Here is a 14,250-nt window from a genome sequence, read left to right on the forward strand (position 1 = left end):
TCTCTAACGAAGGTCAGAACCCGGCGACCAAAAGGCTTGCTGCGCTCAGGCGAGCAACAGGGACTCACGGAGCGCCTCGGGCCCCTCCTCGCGGTTGAGGCGGCGCTGGCTGGCCGCGCCGCTGGGCGCGTCGAGCAGGTCGTGGAGGCCGTCGACGCCGAGGCGGTCGCACTCCCGGTCGACGAACGCGTCGAGCGAGACGGTGTCCTCGCCCGAGCGTTCGACGAAGTCGGCGTCGTGGCCGTAGCGCATGGCGCGCCACTTGTTCTCGTCGAGGAACTCGCGGCGGAGCGAGGGGAGCGTCTCCCCGTCGTCGTACCGGTCGGCTAGGTCGAGGACCAGCGCGTGGACGTACTCGGCGATGGCGAGGACCCGATCCGGGTCGGCCTGGGCGTCGGGTGTCCGCACCTCCACGGTGCCGTGGCCCGTGTGCGGACGCACGTCGTACCAGAGTTCGCCGCGGTCGTTGATCGACCCCGTCTCGACCATCCGCCGCTCGAACCGCCGGTAGGCCTCGAAATCCTCGAACGCGGTGGGGATGCCCGTGTTCGGGAGGTTCTCGAACACCTTCGCCCGGGCCGAGGCCAGTCCGGTGTCGAAGCCGTTCCAGAACGGCGAGTTCGCCGACAGCGCGAGGATGGGTGGCAGGTACCACCGGAGGCGGTTGGCGATCCAGGTCGCCTTGTCCGCGTCGTCGACGCCGACGTGGACGTGGAGGCCCGCGGTCGTGTTGCGGTGCTGTGGGTACTGGATGCGGTCGAGTTGGGCGCGGTACCGCTCCTTGGTGGCGTGATCGAGTTCGCGCCACTTCGCCGTCGGGTGGAGGCCGGCCGCGGCGATCCGGTAGCCGTGGTCGGCGGCGTGGTCGACCAGCGCCGTCCGGACCGTCCCCAGCGCGTCGGCCGCGTCGTCCGGTCGCTCGATCAGCGGCGTCTGGGTCTCGATGGTGAACTGGAACAACTCGTGATCGAGGCGGTCGACGAGGGGTTCGGGCGGGTCGCTCCCGTAGACCAGGTCGTCGATGCCGGCGGTCGGTCGCCCCGCCTCGTCGACGATGTAGAACTCCTCTTCGATGCCGAGCGTGCCCATCCGCTCGAACGCGTCCCGCGAGCCGAGATCCATCGACGCGTCGTTCGAGGCGGTCGATTAAATAAGTCGTGGACGCCGATCGAACGCGGCGACGGCCGTGTTCCGAACTACTGTAAGTCTCCCGAGACGTCGCCGGAGGACGGCCGGACCCGGTGCCCGCCGACGTGGCCGCTCGTCACCGTCGCGCAGGCAACGGAATCGTCTTCGGTCCCCGACCGCTCAACGACGGCCGGTGGGTGCCGACGAGAGGGCCCGATACCAGTATCAGCGGACGGTGACGTCGTCGGATTCCACCGTCGTTCCGAGCCCTCGGAATCCTCGGCCACCGTCCACGAATCGGGCTCACGGGCGATTTCGACGGTCATTCGCCCGAACGGAACTTTTCGTGTCCCACCGCGGAAGACATATAAGTATCGAGAGATAAATATAGGGCGACGATGCACGACTTGACCGGTTTCCAGCGAGATCTCCTGTACGTGATCGCCGGACTCGACGAACCACACGGACTCGCGATCAAAGAGGAACTCGAGGATTACTACGAGAGCGAGATTCACCACGGCCGACTGTATCCGAATCTCGACACGCTCGTCGAGAAGGGACTCATCGACAAGGGCCAGCGGGACCGCCGCACCAACTACTATACGCTGACGCGCCGGGGGCGCCGGGAACTCGAGGCACGCCGCGAGTGGGAGGACCAGTACGTCGCCGACCTGATCGAAGAGGCGACGCCGGCCTAACGGAAAAACAGCCGCGTCCGGGAGGGGGGGAAACTCCCGGGGCACCGTGCCCGTGACGCGGCACACCATCTAGATGCTCCGGACGCTTCAACTTCGCGGACGTGTGCATCGCCGTTACTCGACCCGATCGGCGAGGGTTCGCACTCGCCATCGACGGATCCTCGTCCCGCCGTAGTCTGCGGGTCCGGTGCTCGCTGGATCCGGTCGCGAACGCGGTTAGACTCCCCAGTCCTCCCGTGTGTAGGCCATCTCCCAGAATCGGTATTCGAGGCGGGCACTGGTCAGGAACGCCTCGCGCATGGCGTCGTGCTCGCCCGGATACCGTTCACCACACCGGTCGACGAAACCCCGCATCAGGCCGACGACGTCGCGGAACTCGTCGCTGGTGTACGTCTCGATCCACGGCGTGTATCGGTGTTCCTCCGTCGCGAGTTCCGCCGTGTGTTCCCCGATATCGAGGAAGCCCTGTCCACACGGGAACAGTGCTGCACTGATCTCCGCGAGCGACCCCTCGTATGCCGTCCGAATCAGGAAGTTCGTGTACGCTTCGCAGGTCGGAGCCTTCCGAACGCCCTCAAGGTCCTCCCGTGACACCCCGTAGTCGGCGGCGAACTCCCGGTGTAGCTCCATCTCGTGACTGAGCGTGCTGTGGGCGACGCTCAGGAGGTCCGTCATCGTCCCCTCGTCGCGCGCCTTCGCCCCGGCGATGGCGAACAGTCGAGCGTAGTCGAGGAGATAGCGATAGTCCTGTTCGATCCAGTACTGGAACGCCGATTCGTCCAAGGTTCCCTCCGCGAGTTCCACGACGAACGGATGCTCCTTCTGTGCCTCCCAGAGGTGGTCACCCGCCTCGAGCAGTCGGTCGCTGAACGCCATCGTACGGACTCACCTACCGAAGCCACCGTGATATATATATTGGTGGTATAACCGTATTATCACAGTGTGCACGGCCGACGTCGCCGACCGTCGTCGCGTCCCGCCGAATCGGACTCCGATCGGGGTCGATCGGTCGTGGTCCCGACGCCGCCGTCGGCGTCTACTCCTCCCGTGGACTGGCGACGACGACGAGGTGGTCGTCGTGGTGCCGGTCGAGCCGAGCCGTCTCCAGGATCTCGTAGTGCGCCCGCAGGTCGGCGAGGACGTCCTCGAAGACGGATGCGGGGTCGCGGGTCACGTCCTCGCTTCGGGCCTTGATCGCCGCGAGGAGTCGCCCGTCCGGGGCCAGAAAGCGCCGGTTGCGGGCCGCGACGCGGGCCTGGCCGCGGGTCGCCACGTCCTGGACGAGGGCGTCGAGATCCGACTCGACCACGTGGGCGTACGTCTCGGGCCGGCGGGCGTCCTTCAACAGCGGAAACAGGTTGGGGCGGGAGGCCGCCACATCGACCAGGTCGCGGGCGGGTCGGGGCGCGAACTCGACGGCGTAGGTCGGTCCCGCGAAGTCGGCGACGTGGCTGACCGTCGTCCCGCTCGCGGCGCCGAGATAGAGGACGCTCTCCCCGCCGGTCAGGCCGGTGTCGAGGCCCAGTTCCAGGGTCGCGCCGAGTTTCGACCGACCGGCGTCCCACAGGCGCCACGGGCCGTCCGTCGGCTCGCCGTACACCGGCTCCCCGCGGGTGGCGAGGCGCTCCCGGCCGTCGACCCGGCGCCGCTCGACGCCGTCGGGGAGGCTCATCGGTCGGCCCTCGCGCGGATGGTCGCGATGCGCTCGTCGAGTTCCTCGTGGAGCGACGGCCGGAGGTCGCCTGCGTAGTGGTCGATCCGCGCCGCGATGGTGAGTTTCCCTGCCAGCGCACGGGCGGCCGATCCGCGGTCCTCGGGCCGGGTGTTCCGGACGTAGTCGTGGGTGAAGATGACGCCGTGTTTCGGGGACGGTGCCCGTCCGGAGAGGTGGGCGAACAGCGCGTCCTCGGCGCCGAGCACCTGGACCGTTCCCGAGGGCTTCTTCGCGAGGGAACCGAGGCCGCCCGCGAGGGCGATCAACCGCGCGGCGAGCACCGGCCCGGCCATCCGGGTCAGGTTGGGCGCCACCGCCGGCGCCGCCCGCTCGATGTACGCGCGTAAGTCGTCGGCCTCGTCAGCCAGGTCGACCACCCGCTCGGCGAGGGAGACGGCGCGACGCTCCGCCGCCGTCTCGGCGTCGTGTCCGGCGATCGATCGGGCGCCGTCGACGCCCGGCTGGGCGTCGTCGAACAGCGCGCCCGCCCACTCGGCGACCCGCTCCGCGAGTTCGTTCGCCGTCCGCTCGGCGTCGTCCATCGCCCGGACACAGTGGATCAACTGTCGGTCGTCGGCCCGCTCGCGCTCGCGGACGGCCTCCCGAGTCGCGTGTACCGTCGCTTCGTGCAGGCGCTCGTAATACTCGTCTCGGTCGGCGGCGAAACCCTCTTCGACGGCGCGGGCGGGCCAGTCGTTCGGTTCGTCCGCACTCCCGCCTTCGATGGTCTCGCGGGCCGCGTCCACGTCGCCCGGGTCGACGTCTCGGAACCAGGCGACACCCCCGGATTCGTCACTCATATACGGGTCTTAGACACCCGGGTTGTAAATGCGCTTCCGATACGGCGCCTCGGAAGTCGCGTCGTCGGTTTCAGCCGTCTATCCGGTAGTCGGCCACCGCATCGAGGTCGACCTCCACGCCGAGACCGGGAGTGGACGGAATCGGTACCGTTCCGTCGTCCGGCGCCATACCGGGACCGGCGAGGGCGTCGCGGATCGGGTTCGGCGAGCGATCGTACTCCAACCACGGTCGGCCATCGACCGTCGCGATGAGGTGGAGGCTGGCTGCCAGTCCGACCGGCGTCCCCCACGCGTGTGGCACGACGTCGATCCCGTGTTCTTGGGCTCGGGTTACGATGCGCCGTCCGGGGGTGAGTCCCCCGACGATGCAGACGTCGGGTTGTGCGACGTCCACGCCGTGGACGTCGAACAGCCGAGTGAAGTCGGTCGGCGTGTGACATTCGCCTCCCGCGATCGGTACGTCCAGGTCGGCCCGAAGGGCGGCGTAGCCTTCGATATCTTCCGGTGCAACGGGCTCTTCGAACCATTGGACTCCCAGTTGGTCCAGCGCCCGTCCCACCCTCCGTGCTTCGCGCCGTGTGTAGGCGTAGTTGGCGTCCACCATCATCGTCACGTCGTCACCGACCCGCTCCCGGACGGTTCGCACGAGTTCGATGTCCTCGTCGGGCCCGTATCCGAGAAGCGAGAGACCGGTCTTCAGTTTCAACGCGCCCAACTCCTCCGCGTTCGCCGCCGCTTCGTCGGCTATCTCGTCGTATTGAACCGAGAGGTCGTCGGTATCCCTGAAGTAGTGACCGGTGGCGTACGCGCGGACGTCCCCGCGTTCGCGGCCGCCCAAGAGCACGGAGACGGGTTCGTCCAGCAGCTTTCCCTTGAGGTCCCAGAGTGCGATGTCCAGCCCGCTGATCGCGGGCAGTGGGACGACCGTCTGGTACGTCGCCCGACCGGCATCGTAGAGGTGATCGTAGAGGCGTTCCACGTGCAGCGGATCCTCGCCGAGAACGGTCGGTGCCAGGACGTCCTCGACTGTCTCCCGCGTTCCAGCCACCGGGCCCCAGCACTCCCCCCATCCGACCGTCCCGTCGTCCGCTTCGACCTTGACGAGGACCGCCGAACGGCGGTCCACCCACTCCTGTGCGTATCCGAACCGGTCTTCCAGCGGTGCCGATAGACCCACCGTCTCTACGCTCTCGATGGACACGTCGATCATGGAAGTGTGACGTCTACGAGGGTTCGTCCCGTCGTGTTGAAAACCCTGCCGACGGACGGGGTGGTCCCGCGACACGTCCACGCGCCGTCGCCGGGGCCGTGTCCCGAAACCGGGCGCCGTGGAAAACCCGCCGTGGACGGCCGGTACCAGCGCACCCGGCGGAGCGACCGCTGTCGGGGGTGTACGGAGGATCCGAGAGACGACGACGCTTTCGTGGGCGGGAGAGCGTTCCTGATCGGCATGGCATGTCGGTGGCAGTCATCCAACCCGGGCCCGCCGACACCGGCCGCCTCTCGTTCGGGAGGTGTAACTTCGGACGGTTAAATAACCGGGTCGATTCCCAGTAACGTTGGCTCGGGTGATTACTCATTTCCGACCGCGATCGGTCACGTCACCCACCTCGAACCGCCGGAGGCCGAACCGCTCGGGGTCGACGCCGTCGAGCGATCGACCGTGGTACGCGATCCGCCCCTCGTCGAGGACGCCGAAGCGGTCGCCGACGGCCGCGGCGAAGCCCGGGTAATGCGTGGAGACGACGAACGTGAGGCCCTCGTCGGCCAGGCCACGGATCAGGTCGACGAGGGCGCGCGTGCCCGGCCCGTCGAGTCCCGCGGTCGGTTCGTCGAGGACGAGGTAGTCGGGATCCATCGCCAACACGCCCGCGAGCGCGACCCGCTTTCGCTCGCCGTTGCTCAGCCGGCTACAGAGCCGGTCCTCGTAGCCGTCGAGGCCGACCCGGGAGAGCGCCCGCTCGACGCGGGCCTCGGTCCCCGCGTCGCCGTCGCGGTTGGCCGGGCCGAAGGCGACGTCCTCGCCGACCGTCGGGGCGACGAGTTGGTCGTCGGGTCGCTGGAAGACGAACCCGACCCGGCGACGGAGCGAGCGGAGCGAAGCGGCGTCGTAGGCGACGCGCTCGCCGCCGACGACGACGTGGCCGCGGTCGGGTTCGAGCAGGCCGTTGAACTGCTTCAGCAGGCTCGACTTGCCGGCCCCGTTGCGCCCGAGGAGGACGGTCACCGCCGCCGTCGGGGCGGTGAACTCCACCCCGCGGAGGACCGTCCGGTCGCCGTAGCCGAAGTGGAGGTCGACCGTTTCGATCACGCGACCCACCTCGCCGCGACGAGGGCGACGAGTACGACGCCGACGACGGCGTACCCCCCGCTCTCGTACTCGGGGACCGGCATCCGGCCGGCGTAGTTGCGCGACGCCATGGCGCGTTCGAACGCCTCCGCCCGGTCGATCGATCCCACCAGCAGCGAGGCGCCGACGAGTTTCGTCGTGCGAAACAGGGCGCGCCGCGAGTCGAACCCACCGCGGAGGCGGGCGGCCGTGTGGAGCCGTGCCGACCGCTCGACGAGGACCTGGATGCCGCGGTAGACGAGCAGGAGAAGTTCGATCACCGCCGACGGCAAGCGGAGGTCGTCGAGGGCGGCGACCAGTTCGGGGACCGTCGTCGTCAGCGCCAGAAAGGAGAGCACGGAGAGCGACGCCACCGCGCGCAGGCCCGTCCGCGCCGCGACGGCGAGGCCGCGGTCGGTGATGGTCACGGCCGGCAGGTCCAGAACCGGCGCGCCGGGGGTGACGACGGCGACGACCAGCAGGCTCGGCACCAGGAAGGCGAGGGGATACCGGAGGAGCGCGACGTAGGCCCGCCCCGCGGCGTGGATCGACAGACAGGCGAAGGCGACGGTGGCGACGGCGTAGACGGCCGGTCGCGTCGTCGTCGCGGTGAGCAGGAGCGCGACGAGGACGAAGTACACCCGTAGCGGCCCCTCGACGACGGGCGTGGCGGTCACCTGGACGTCCTCAAGCGTCCGGTGCATCCCCATCACTCGCTCGCAACCGGTCGAGGTACCGTCCGAGCAGGACCGCGCCAACGCCCCCCTGGAGAGCGAAGAGGAGGGCCTCGCCCGTCGCGTCGGGCGCCCAGGCGGGCGTCGCCCACCGGTCGTACGTCGGGGACCGCTCCTCGATTTCGGCAACGGCCTGCCCGTCGGTTCCCGCGAGGTCGCCGCCGGCCGTCGCGAGGAGGAAGACCACGGCGGCGACGACGCCGCCGAGCAGCAGGCTGCGTCTCACGACGCCACCCCCACCCGGCTCCCGTCGAGCGTGTCGAGACGGCACAGGTAGCCCACCATCGCCGCCGCGAGGAGGCCCTCGAGCACGCCGATGGGGAGCTGTGTGACGGTGAACACCGCCGCGAAGTCGAGCGCCGACGCGAGGACGCCGCCCGGGTCCGCCCCCGCGGGAAAGGCCAGCCCGAGTTGGAACGAGGTGACGAGATACGTCGTCCAGTCGGTGACCGCCGCGGCGACGAAGGTGGACCGTTCGAGCGACAGTCGCGGCCGGACGAGCCGGTACGCCGTCCACCCGACGAAGGGGCCGACGACCCCCATCGAGAGGACGTTGGCACCGAGGGTCGTCACGCCCCCGTGGGCGAGGAGGAGCGCCTGGTAGAGGAGGACCACGACCGAGACGAAGGCGGTGACGGCGGGGCCGAACAGCACGACGATGAGGCCCGTCCCGGTCGGATGCGAGGAACTCCCCGCCACCGAGGGGAGTTTGAGCGCCGAGAGGACGAACACGAACGCCGCACACACCGCGACCAGCGCCTTGGTGCGGGGATCGGTCCGAACGGCCGACAGCGTCCGCCGCGCGCCGTACGCCACGAACGGGAGTGCGAGGACCGTCCAGACGACCGCCCAAACCGGTGGCAGGAATCCCTCCATGATGTGCAAGTCGAGATCACTTCCCGTCGGTGCCGACTACCTCCCGTGTAAAAACAATACCGCTTGCGATAACGAAACTGCACTTTGGAAACACCTCCCTTCCGCCAGAAACACAAGTAGATTGAAGTTACTGCAATCAGCGCTTATCCACCGATGGAAGAGGACACCGCTCGGGGACCGGGAACGGGGAACGGACCGCCGGGACGCCCCCGGGACGCCGACGACGAGACGATCCGCCAGCCCTTCGACCGCGAGACGTCGACCCCGGAGCGGTCGCGGGCGACGGCGGGCCAGGTGTATCTGGTCGGCGCGGGGCCGGGCGATCCGGACCTGCTCACCGTCCGGGCGCGGCGGCTCATCGAGACCGCTGACGTGGTGTTTCACGACGCCCTCACCCGTGATACGCTGGTTCACCGCATCCCCGGAGCGGTTGAGGTCGTCGACGTCGGCAAGCGGGCCGACCGGAAGACGCCACAGGCGGAGATCAACGAGCGACTGGCCGACCGCGCGGCCGCCGGCGACGCCGTCGTCCGCCTGAAGGGCGGCGACCCGTTCGTCTTCGGCCGCGGCGGCGAGGAGGCCCAGTACCTCGCCGACCGCGACGTCGGGTTCGAGATCGTGCCGGGCGTCTCCAGCGTGATCGCCGCCCCCGGACTGGCCGGCATCCCGCTCACCCACCGCGACGTCTCCTCCCGCTTCACGGTCATCACGGGCCACGAGACGCCGGACAAGGGCGCGAGTACGCTCGACTGGGCCGCGCTCGCCGACGAGATCCGGAACGGGTCGACGCTCGTCATCCTCATGGGCGTCCGGACGCTGGAGCGCAACGTCACCGCCCTCCGGTCGCACGGCGTCGACGGCGACGTCCCCGTCGCCCTCGTCCAGAAGGCCGCCTGGGACGACCAGCGCGTCGTCCGGGGCTCCCTCGAGACCATCGTCGACGACGCCGAGGACTCCGCGATCACGCCCCCCGCGACCACCGTCGTCGGCGACGTGGTCTCGATCCGCGACGACGTCGCCGCCGTCCTCGACGAGTTCGAACCGGCCTGAGTCGCCGCGTGGGGTGAAACCCCGCTTTTTGTAGGACAAGCAAAATTGTTTTCATCCGGCCCCGAAATTGTGGTGGTGATGCCTCAGGTAGCGCTTCCGCACGACGCGAAGGCCGGGCCGACGAAAGCGGAGATACGTGGAGTGACGCTCCGGAAGTTGGACTTGCAGCCCACGGATCACTTCGTCGACGTCGGCTCCTGTACCGGCGCGGTCACCGTGGAGGCGGCCCGTCGCGCCGGCCGGGTGACGGCCGTCGAGCGAAAGCCCGACCGGCTGGAGGTGACCCGGAAGAACCTCGCCGCCAACGAGTACGACGCCGAGGTGTCGCTTCGCGAGGCGGAGGCGCCGGCGGGGCTTCCGGACGACGCGGACGCCATGTTCCTCGGTGGGAGTCGGAACTTCGAGGCCGTCCTCGATCACGCCGTGGAGACGGGCGTCGACCGGGTGGTGATGAACGTCTCCCGCGTCGAGGTGGCGGGCCGTGCCGTCGACGCCTTCCGCGACCGGGACCTCCTCTCGGAGGTCCTCCAGATCCAGGTGAACCACGGCTACGAACTCGCCGGCGCGACGAGCTTCCGGGCGGACAACCCCGTCTACGTCGTCGTCGGGCGCCGCGACGGGGGCGGTCTCGCGTGACCGTCTACGGCGTCGGCCTCGGCCCCGGCGAGGCCGACCTGATCACCGTCCGCGGCAAGCGGGTCCTCGAATCCGCGTCGACCGTTCACTCGCCCGGCCGCCTCTCGCGGTCGGTCGCCCGCGAGTACGTTCCCGACTCCAAGCTCGGCGACCTCGACTTCCCGATGACCCGCGACCCCGAGAAACTCCGGCGGGCGTGGCGGACGGCCGCCGACGCCGTCGCCGAGACGGCGGCCGACGAGGACGTCGCCTTCGTCACCCTCGGCGACCCGAACGTCTACTCGACGTTCGGACACCTCCGGCGGACGCTGTCGGCCTTCCACCCCGACGTGGACGTGGCGGTGGTGCCGGGCGTCAGCGCCGTGACGGCCTTCGCGACGGCGCTCGGCGTCGAGATCGAGGCCGGGACCGGCCTCTCGCTCCGGGAGGCCGCCGACGGCGCGGCGCCGACCGGCCCCGATCGGATGATCCTGTTCAAGGTCACCGACGCGGTGGCCACCCACGAGGGACTCGTCGACGCCGGCTACGACGTCCGCTACGGTCGCCGCCTGTTCATGGAACAGGGGGAGACCACCGTCACGAGCGACCCGACGGAGGTGGCCGAGCGCGACTACTACACGCTCGCGTACGCCGAACGGCGGGGGCTGGAGCGCGACCTGGCGACCGCCGCCTTCGAGGACGGCGAGCGGGAGGGGTCGGCGTGAGAAACGATCACACCGCCGGCGACGTCCGCGAGGGCGTCCCCTTTATCGGCGCCGGCCCCGGCGACCCGGGGCTGCTCACCGTCACCGGGAAGCGCCTCGTCGAGGACGCGGACCTCGTCGTGCACGCCGGCTCGCTGGTCAACAGCGAACTGCTGGAGGCGTACTGCGACGACGCGGAGCAGGTCAACAGCGTCGGCAAGGACCTCGAAGAGTTGGTCCCGCTGATGGCCGAGGCCTACGAGGCCGGGCGGACGGTCGTGCGCCTGCACAGCGGCGACCCCGCCGTCTACGGCGCCGCCCTGGAGCAGATGGACGCCCTCGACGACGAGGGTGTCCCGTCCTACTTCGTGCCCGGCGTCACCTCCGCCTTCGCCGCCAGCGCGACCCTCGGGACGCAGTTGACGCTCAACGAGGTGGCCAACCACGTCGCCTTCACCCGGCCACAGGGCAAGACCCTCTCGGCCGAGGAGGACCACATCAGCGACTTCGTCGGCTTCGGCGACGTGACGACGTGCATCTACCTGGGGACCCACGCCGTCAGCGACACGATGGACCGCCTGCTCGACGACGGCCACGATCCCGAGACGCCCGTCGCGGTCGTCTACCACGCCTCCTGGCCCGACGAGGACGTGATCCGGGGCACCATCGGAACCATCGGCGAGCAGGTCGAGGCGGCGGGCTACCGCGCCTCGGCGCTAGTGATAATCGGCGAGGCGGCCACCGGCGCCGGGTACGAGCGGTCGTACCTGTACGGCGACTGGGCGAACGACGACGACAGCGACACCGAGAGCGACACGAACCATGACTGAGAGCACTACCGACACGACGGACGACGGCTGTAGCACCCCGGACAGCGACGGGGAGGTCGCCGACGAGATCGCGATCGTCAGCTTCGAGCGCAAACTCGACACGGCCGAGGAGATCGAAGCCGGCCTCGCGGCCGACTACGACCGCATCGACATCCTCGAGTACCACGGCGACGTCTTCGCGGAGCACTGGGGCGAGTACGACTGCTTCGTCGGCCTGATGGCCAGCGGCATCGCCATGCGCAAGACCGCACCCCTGCTCGACGACAAGTGGGACGACCCCGCGGTGGTCGTCGTCGACGAGGAGCTGACGTGGGCCATCCCGCTCACCGGCGGCCACCACGGCGCGAACCAGGTAGCGAACGACCTCGCGGGCCTCGGCGCCGTGCCCGCGATGACGACGGCGTCGGAGGCGGCGGGCAAGCAGGGCGTCGAGAGCCGCGCGAAGGCCCTCGACACCCACGTCGTCAACGGCGACTCGACGGTGGCGACGAACCTCGCCGTCCTCGACGAGAACCTGGGACCGGTCGCCCGCCTCGACGGGCCGCGGGCGGTCCTCGTCGGCGACGACGTGACCGTCCTCAAGCGGAACACGGAGGCGGGCGTCGTCCTCGGCACCGGCAGCGTCTCCGGCGCCGACGCCGAACAGTTCCTGACCGCCTGGCGCGCGGCTCTCGACGAGGCGGACCTGACGCCCGACGACGTCGAGTTCGTCGCGACGGCGACCCGCAAGGAGGACGAACCCGGCCTGATCGAGGCCGCACGGGAGTTCGGCGTCGGAGTGGCCTCCCTCGACAAGGAGACCCTGGAGGCCTTCGAGGGGCCGACCCCCTCCAAGTCGAAGGAGCTGATCGGCTGGCCGGGCATCGCGGAGGCGAGCGCCATCGCGGCCGGCCGCGACCACGAACTCCTCGTCGAGAAGCGGCGACACGACGACGCGGTCACCGTGGCGGTGGGCCGATGACCGATCACGGCACCCTCTACGTCGTCGGCATCGGGCCGGGGCTGCCCGCCCACATGACCCAGCGGGCGCGCGAGGTCATCACCGGCGCCGACTGTGTCATCGCCTCGAACCTCTACCAGGAGTTCCTCCGGCAGGACGGGACGCTCCCGCCCGAGGGCGAGGGCGGCGAGGCTGACCCCGAGGTCGTCCGCTCGTCGATGGGACAGCAGGTCGAACTCACCCGCGAAGCCTTCGAGCGCGTCCGGGACGGCGAGGACGTCGCCAACGTCTCCGGGGGCGACCCGAACGTCTACGGCAAGTCCGACCTCGTCTTCACGATGGCCGACGCCGACGACGCCACGGACGTCCCGATCGAGATCGTCCCCGGCGTGACCGCGGCGCTCGGCGGCGCGGCGATGATGGGCGCGCCCCTCTCGAACGACTTCTGTACCGTGTCGCTGTCCGACAAGTGGCGCGGCTGGGACGAGATCGAGGAGAAACTCCGCGCGGCCGCGATCAGCGACTTCGTCGTCGTCCTCTACAACTGCTGGCGGAACTACGAGCGGGCGATCGGGATCCTCCGCGAGGAGCGGGCCGACGACGTGCCGGTCGGCATCTTCAACGACGCCGGCCGGGGCGACGCCGGCCGGAACGTCGACGGGGAGGCGTTCACCGTCACGACGCTCGGCGAGGCGGCGGCCCACGAGGAAGACGTCGGCGGCATGGGCACGTCCATCCTCGTCGGCACCCACGAGACCGACACCTGGCGCAACGACCACGAAACGTACCTCGTCACCCCGCGCGGCGGGCGTGACGTCGAGGACTTCTAACCATGAGCGAGACCAACGCGAACGACGGATCGAGGTGTGGCGCGACGACCGATACCGACGCGGCGGCGACCGACACGTCGGAGTCGAAGTGCGGCGGATCGACGACGGAGACGTCGGAGTCGAAGTGCGGCGGGTCGAAGTCGGAGACGTCGGAGTCGAAGTGCGGCGGGTCGAAGTCGGAGACGACCGACGAGAACGTCACGGCGACGGCCGACGACTTCGACGCCGACCCCGGCCGACTCGTCGCCGTCGGCCTGGGCCCCGGCGAGGCGAGCGGGATGACCGCCCGGGCGACGGAGGCGCTCCGTGGCGTCGAGCATATCGTCGGCTACACGACGTACGTCGACCTCCTCCCCGACGACGTCGTCGAGGCTGCAGAGGACGTCTACTCGACGCCGATGTGCGGCGAGGTGTCGCGAACCGAGGAGGCGGTCGACCGGGCGCTCGCCGGCAACGAGGTGGCCATCGTGGGGAGCGGCGACCCGAACGTCTACGCGCTCGGCGGCCTCGCGCTCGAGATCCTCGAATCCAAGGGTGGATCGGCGAGCGCCGTCGACTTCGAGGTGGTGCCCGGGGTGCCGGCCGCCCAGTCGTGTGCGGCCCGTCTGGGCGCCCCCCTCGTCAACGACACCGTCAGCATCAGCCTCTCCGATCACCTGACGCCGATGCCGACCATCGAGTCCCGCCTGCACGCGGCCGCCAAGGAGGGGTTCACGATCGCGATATACAACCCCTGGAGCCGCAAGCGCCGGGAGAACTACCAGAAGTGTTGTGAGATCCTCCTCGAACACCGCGACCCCGAGACGCCGGTGGGGATCGTCCACGCCGCGGGCCGCGAGGACGAGGAGACCGAAATCGTGGAACTGCGCGACCTCCCGGAACTCGGCGAGTCCGACCTCGTCGACATGACGACGACGCTTCTGGTCGGCAACGACGAGACCTACGTCTGGGACGGTCGGATGGTGACGCCGCGTGGCTACGAGCGGAAATACGAGTACTGAG

17 protein-coding genes are annotated in these 14,250 nt (G+C 69.7%); 8 read left to right on the top strand and 9 right to left on the bottom strand.

Annotated features, from left to right (window positions below; genetic code table 11):
• Positions 1-45 precede the first annotated feature (45 nt).
• Positions 46-1,122: a glutamate--cysteine ligase gene (locus NO364_RS03635; protein ID WP_157688588.1), complete on the bottom strand. Its 1,077-nt coding sequence runs from the start codon at positions 1,120-1,122 to the stop codon at positions 46-48.
• A 404-nt stretch (positions 1,123-1,526) separates the two neighbouring features.
• Between NO364_RS03635 and NO364_RS03640 the strand changes: the two genes are divergently transcribed.
• On the top strand, positions 1,527-1,826 hold the full coding sequence (locus tag NO364_RS03640; RefSeq protein WP_049936312.1) for a PadR family transcriptional regulator: 300 nt from the start codon (positions 1,527-1,529) through the stop codon (positions 1,824-1,826).
• Between the two features lie 216 nt (positions 1,827-2,042).
• Here the strand turns inward: NO364_RS03640 and tenA are convergent, their stop codons facing one another.
• The 8 genes from tenA to NO364_RS03680 form a co-directional block, all read right to left on the bottom strand.
• Positions 2,043-2,702: a thiaminase II gene (gene tenA / locus NO364_RS03645; protein WP_157688587.1), complete on the bottom strand. Its 660-nt coding sequence runs from the start codon at positions 2,700-2,702 to the stop codon at positions 2,043-2,045.
• A gap of 160 nt (positions 2,703-2,862) precedes the next feature.
• The gene (locus NO364_RS03650) at positions 2,863-3,498 is read right to left on the bottom strand and encodes a fibrillarin-like rRNA/tRNA 2'-O-methyltransferase (protein WP_157688586.1); all 636 of its coding nucleotides are present in this window, start codon (positions 3,496-3,498) and stop codon (positions 2,863-2,865) included.
• On the bottom strand, positions 3,495-4,340 hold the full coding sequence (locus NO364_RS03655) for an NOP5/NOP56 family protein (RefSeq protein ID WP_157688585.1): 846 nt from the start codon (positions 4,338-4,340) through the stop codon (positions 3,495-3,497). The genes NO364_RS03650 and NO364_RS03655 overlap by 4 nt, the downstream gene beginning before the upstream one ends.
• Before the next feature lie 70 nt (positions 4,341-4,410).
• Complete coding sequence (locus NO364_RS03660) at positions 4,411-5,550, bottom strand: mandelate racemase/muconate lactonizing enzyme family protein (RefSeq protein ID WP_157688584.1); 1,140 nt, start codon at positions 5,548-5,550, stop codon at positions 4,411-4,413.
• Between the two features lie 366 nt (positions 5,551-5,916).
• Complete coding sequence (locus NO364_RS03665) at positions 5,917-6,651, bottom strand: energy-coupling factor ABC transporter ATP-binding protein (RefSeq protein ID WP_157688583.1); 735 nt, start codon at positions 6,649-6,651, stop codon at positions 5,917-5,919.
• Entirely contained in the window at positions 6,648-7,373 is a 726-nt protein-coding gene (gene cbiQ, locus NO364_RS03670) for a cobalt ECF transporter T component CbiQ (protein WP_157688582.1), read from the bottom strand. The genes NO364_RS03665 and cbiQ overlap by 4 nt, the downstream gene beginning before the upstream one ends.
• The gene (locus NO364_RS03675) at positions 7,357-7,629 is read right to left on the bottom strand and encodes an energy-coupling factor ABC transporter substrate-binding protein (protein ID WP_257628545.1); all 273 of its coding nucleotides are present in this window, start codon (positions 7,627-7,629) and stop codon (positions 7,357-7,359) included. The genes cbiQ and NO364_RS03675 overlap by 17 nt, the downstream gene beginning before the upstream one ends.
• Positions 7,626-8,288, bottom strand: a complete 663-nt coding sequence (locus NO364_RS03680; RefSeq protein WP_420191777.1) for an energy-coupling factor ABC transporter permease — start codon at positions 8,286-8,288, stop codon at positions 7,626-7,628. The genes NO364_RS03675 and NO364_RS03680 overlap by 4 nt, the downstream gene beginning before the upstream one ends.
• Positions 8,289-8,432: 144 nt before the next feature.
• Here NO364_RS03680 and cobA point away from each other — a divergent pair, with 144 nt between their 5' ends.
• The 7 genes from cobA (at position 8,433) to cobJ (ending at position 14,249) form a co-directional block, all read left to right on the top strand.
• Positions 8,433-9,329, top strand: a complete 897-nt coding sequence (gene cobA, locus NO364_RS03685; RefSeq protein WP_257628547.1) for a uroporphyrinogen-III C-methyltransferase — start codon at positions 8,433-8,435, stop codon at positions 9,327-9,329.
• Between the two features lie 78 nt (positions 9,330-9,407).
• The gene (gene cbiT, locus NO364_RS03690) at positions 9,408-9,965 is read left to right on the top strand and encodes a precorrin-6Y C5,15-methyltransferase (decarboxylating) subunit CbiT (protein ID WP_157688578.1); all 558 of its coding nucleotides are present in this window, start codon (positions 9,408-9,410) and stop codon (positions 9,963-9,965) included.
• Positions 9,962-10,669: a cobalt-factor II C(20)-methyltransferase gene (locus tag NO364_RS03695; protein ID WP_157688577.1), complete on the top strand. Its 708-nt coding sequence runs from the start codon at positions 9,962-9,964 to the stop codon at positions 10,667-10,669. The genes cbiT and NO364_RS03695 overlap by 4 nt, the downstream gene beginning before the upstream one ends.
• Positions 10,666-11,478 (top strand): cobalt-precorrin-4/precorrin-4 C(11)-methyltransferase, encoded by an 813-nt coding sequence (locus NO364_RS03700; RefSeq protein ID WP_157688576.1) that lies wholly within the window; start codon positions 10,666-10,668, stop codon positions 11,476-11,478. Before NO364_RS03695 ends, NO364_RS03700 begins: the two co-directional genes overlap by 4 nt.
• Complete coding sequence (cbiG, locus tag NO364_RS03705) at positions 11,471-12,439, top strand: cobalt-precorrin 5A hydrolase (protein ID WP_157688575.1); 969 nt, start codon at positions 11,471-11,473, stop codon at positions 12,437-12,439. Before NO364_RS03700 ends, cbiG begins: the two co-directional genes overlap by 8 nt.
• On the top strand, positions 12,436-13,248 hold the full coding sequence (locus NO364_RS03710) for a precorrin-3B C(17)-methyltransferase (protein WP_257628548.1): 813 nt from the start codon (positions 12,436-12,438) through the stop codon (positions 13,246-13,248). Before cbiG ends, NO364_RS03710 begins: the two co-directional genes overlap by 4 nt.
• Positions 13,249-13,250: 2 nt before the next feature.
• Positions 13,251-14,249: a precorrin-3B C(17)-methyltransferase gene (gene cobJ, locus NO364_RS03715; RefSeq protein ID WP_257628549.1), complete on the top strand. Its 999-nt coding sequence runs from the start codon at positions 13,251-13,253 to the stop codon at positions 14,247-14,249.
• The last annotated feature ends 1 nt before the right edge of the window (position 14,250 follow it).

Origin of the sequence: Haloplanus salinarum, assembly GCF_024498175.1 — an archaeon.
In the GTDB taxonomy this organism is placed as follows: domain Archaea; phylum Halobacteriota; class Halobacteria; order Halobacteriales; family Haloferacaceae; genus Haloplanus; species Haloplanus salinarum.

Bases quoted from the DNA above. Each gene is read 5' to 3' on its own strand.
- NO364_RS03635 (WP_157688588.1), bottom strand. From the start codon at position 1,122: ATGGATCTCGGCTCGCGGGACGCGTTCGAGCGGATGGGCACGCTCGGC.
- NO364_RS03640 (WP_049936312.1), top strand. From the start codon at position 1,527: ATGCACGACTTGACCGGTTTCCAGCGAGATCTCCTGTACGTGATCGCC.
- tenA (WP_157688587.1), bottom strand. From the start codon at position 2,702: ATGGCGTTCAGCGACCGACTGCTCGAGGCGGGTGACCACCTCTGGGAG.
- NO364_RS03650 (WP_157688586.1), bottom strand. From the start codon at position 3,498: ATGAGCCTCCCCGACGGCGTCGAGCGGCGCCGGGTCGACGGCCGGGAG.
- NO364_RS03655 (WP_157688585.1), bottom strand. From the start codon at position 4,340: ATGAGTGACGAATCCGGGGGTGTCGCCTGGTTCCGAGACGTCGACCCG.
- NO364_RS03660 (WP_157688584.1), bottom strand. From the start codon at position 5,550: ATGATCGACGTGTCCATCGAGAGCGTAGAGACGGTGGGTCTATCGGCA.
- cbiQ (WP_157688582.1), bottom strand. From the start codon at position 7,373: ATGCACCGGACGCTTGAGGACGTCCAGGTGACCGCCACGCCCGTCGTC.
- cobA (WP_257628547.1), top strand. From the start codon at position 8,433: ATGGAAGAGGACACCGCTCGGGGACCGGGAACGGGGAACGGACCGCCG.
- cbiT (WP_157688578.1), top strand. From the start codon at position 9,408: ATGCCTCAGGTAGCGCTTCCGCACGACGCGAAGGCCGGGCCGACGAAA.
- cbiG (WP_157688575.1), top strand. From the start codon at position 11,471: ATGACTGAGAGCACTACCGACACGACGGACGACGGCTGTAGCACCCCG.
- NO364_RS03710 (WP_257628548.1), top strand. From the start codon at position 12,436: ATGACCGATCACGGCACCCTCTACGTCGTCGGCATCGGGCCGGGGCTG.
- cobJ (WP_257628549.1), top strand. From the start codon at position 13,251: ATGAGCGAGACCAACGCGAACGACGGATCGAGGTGTGGCGCGACGACC.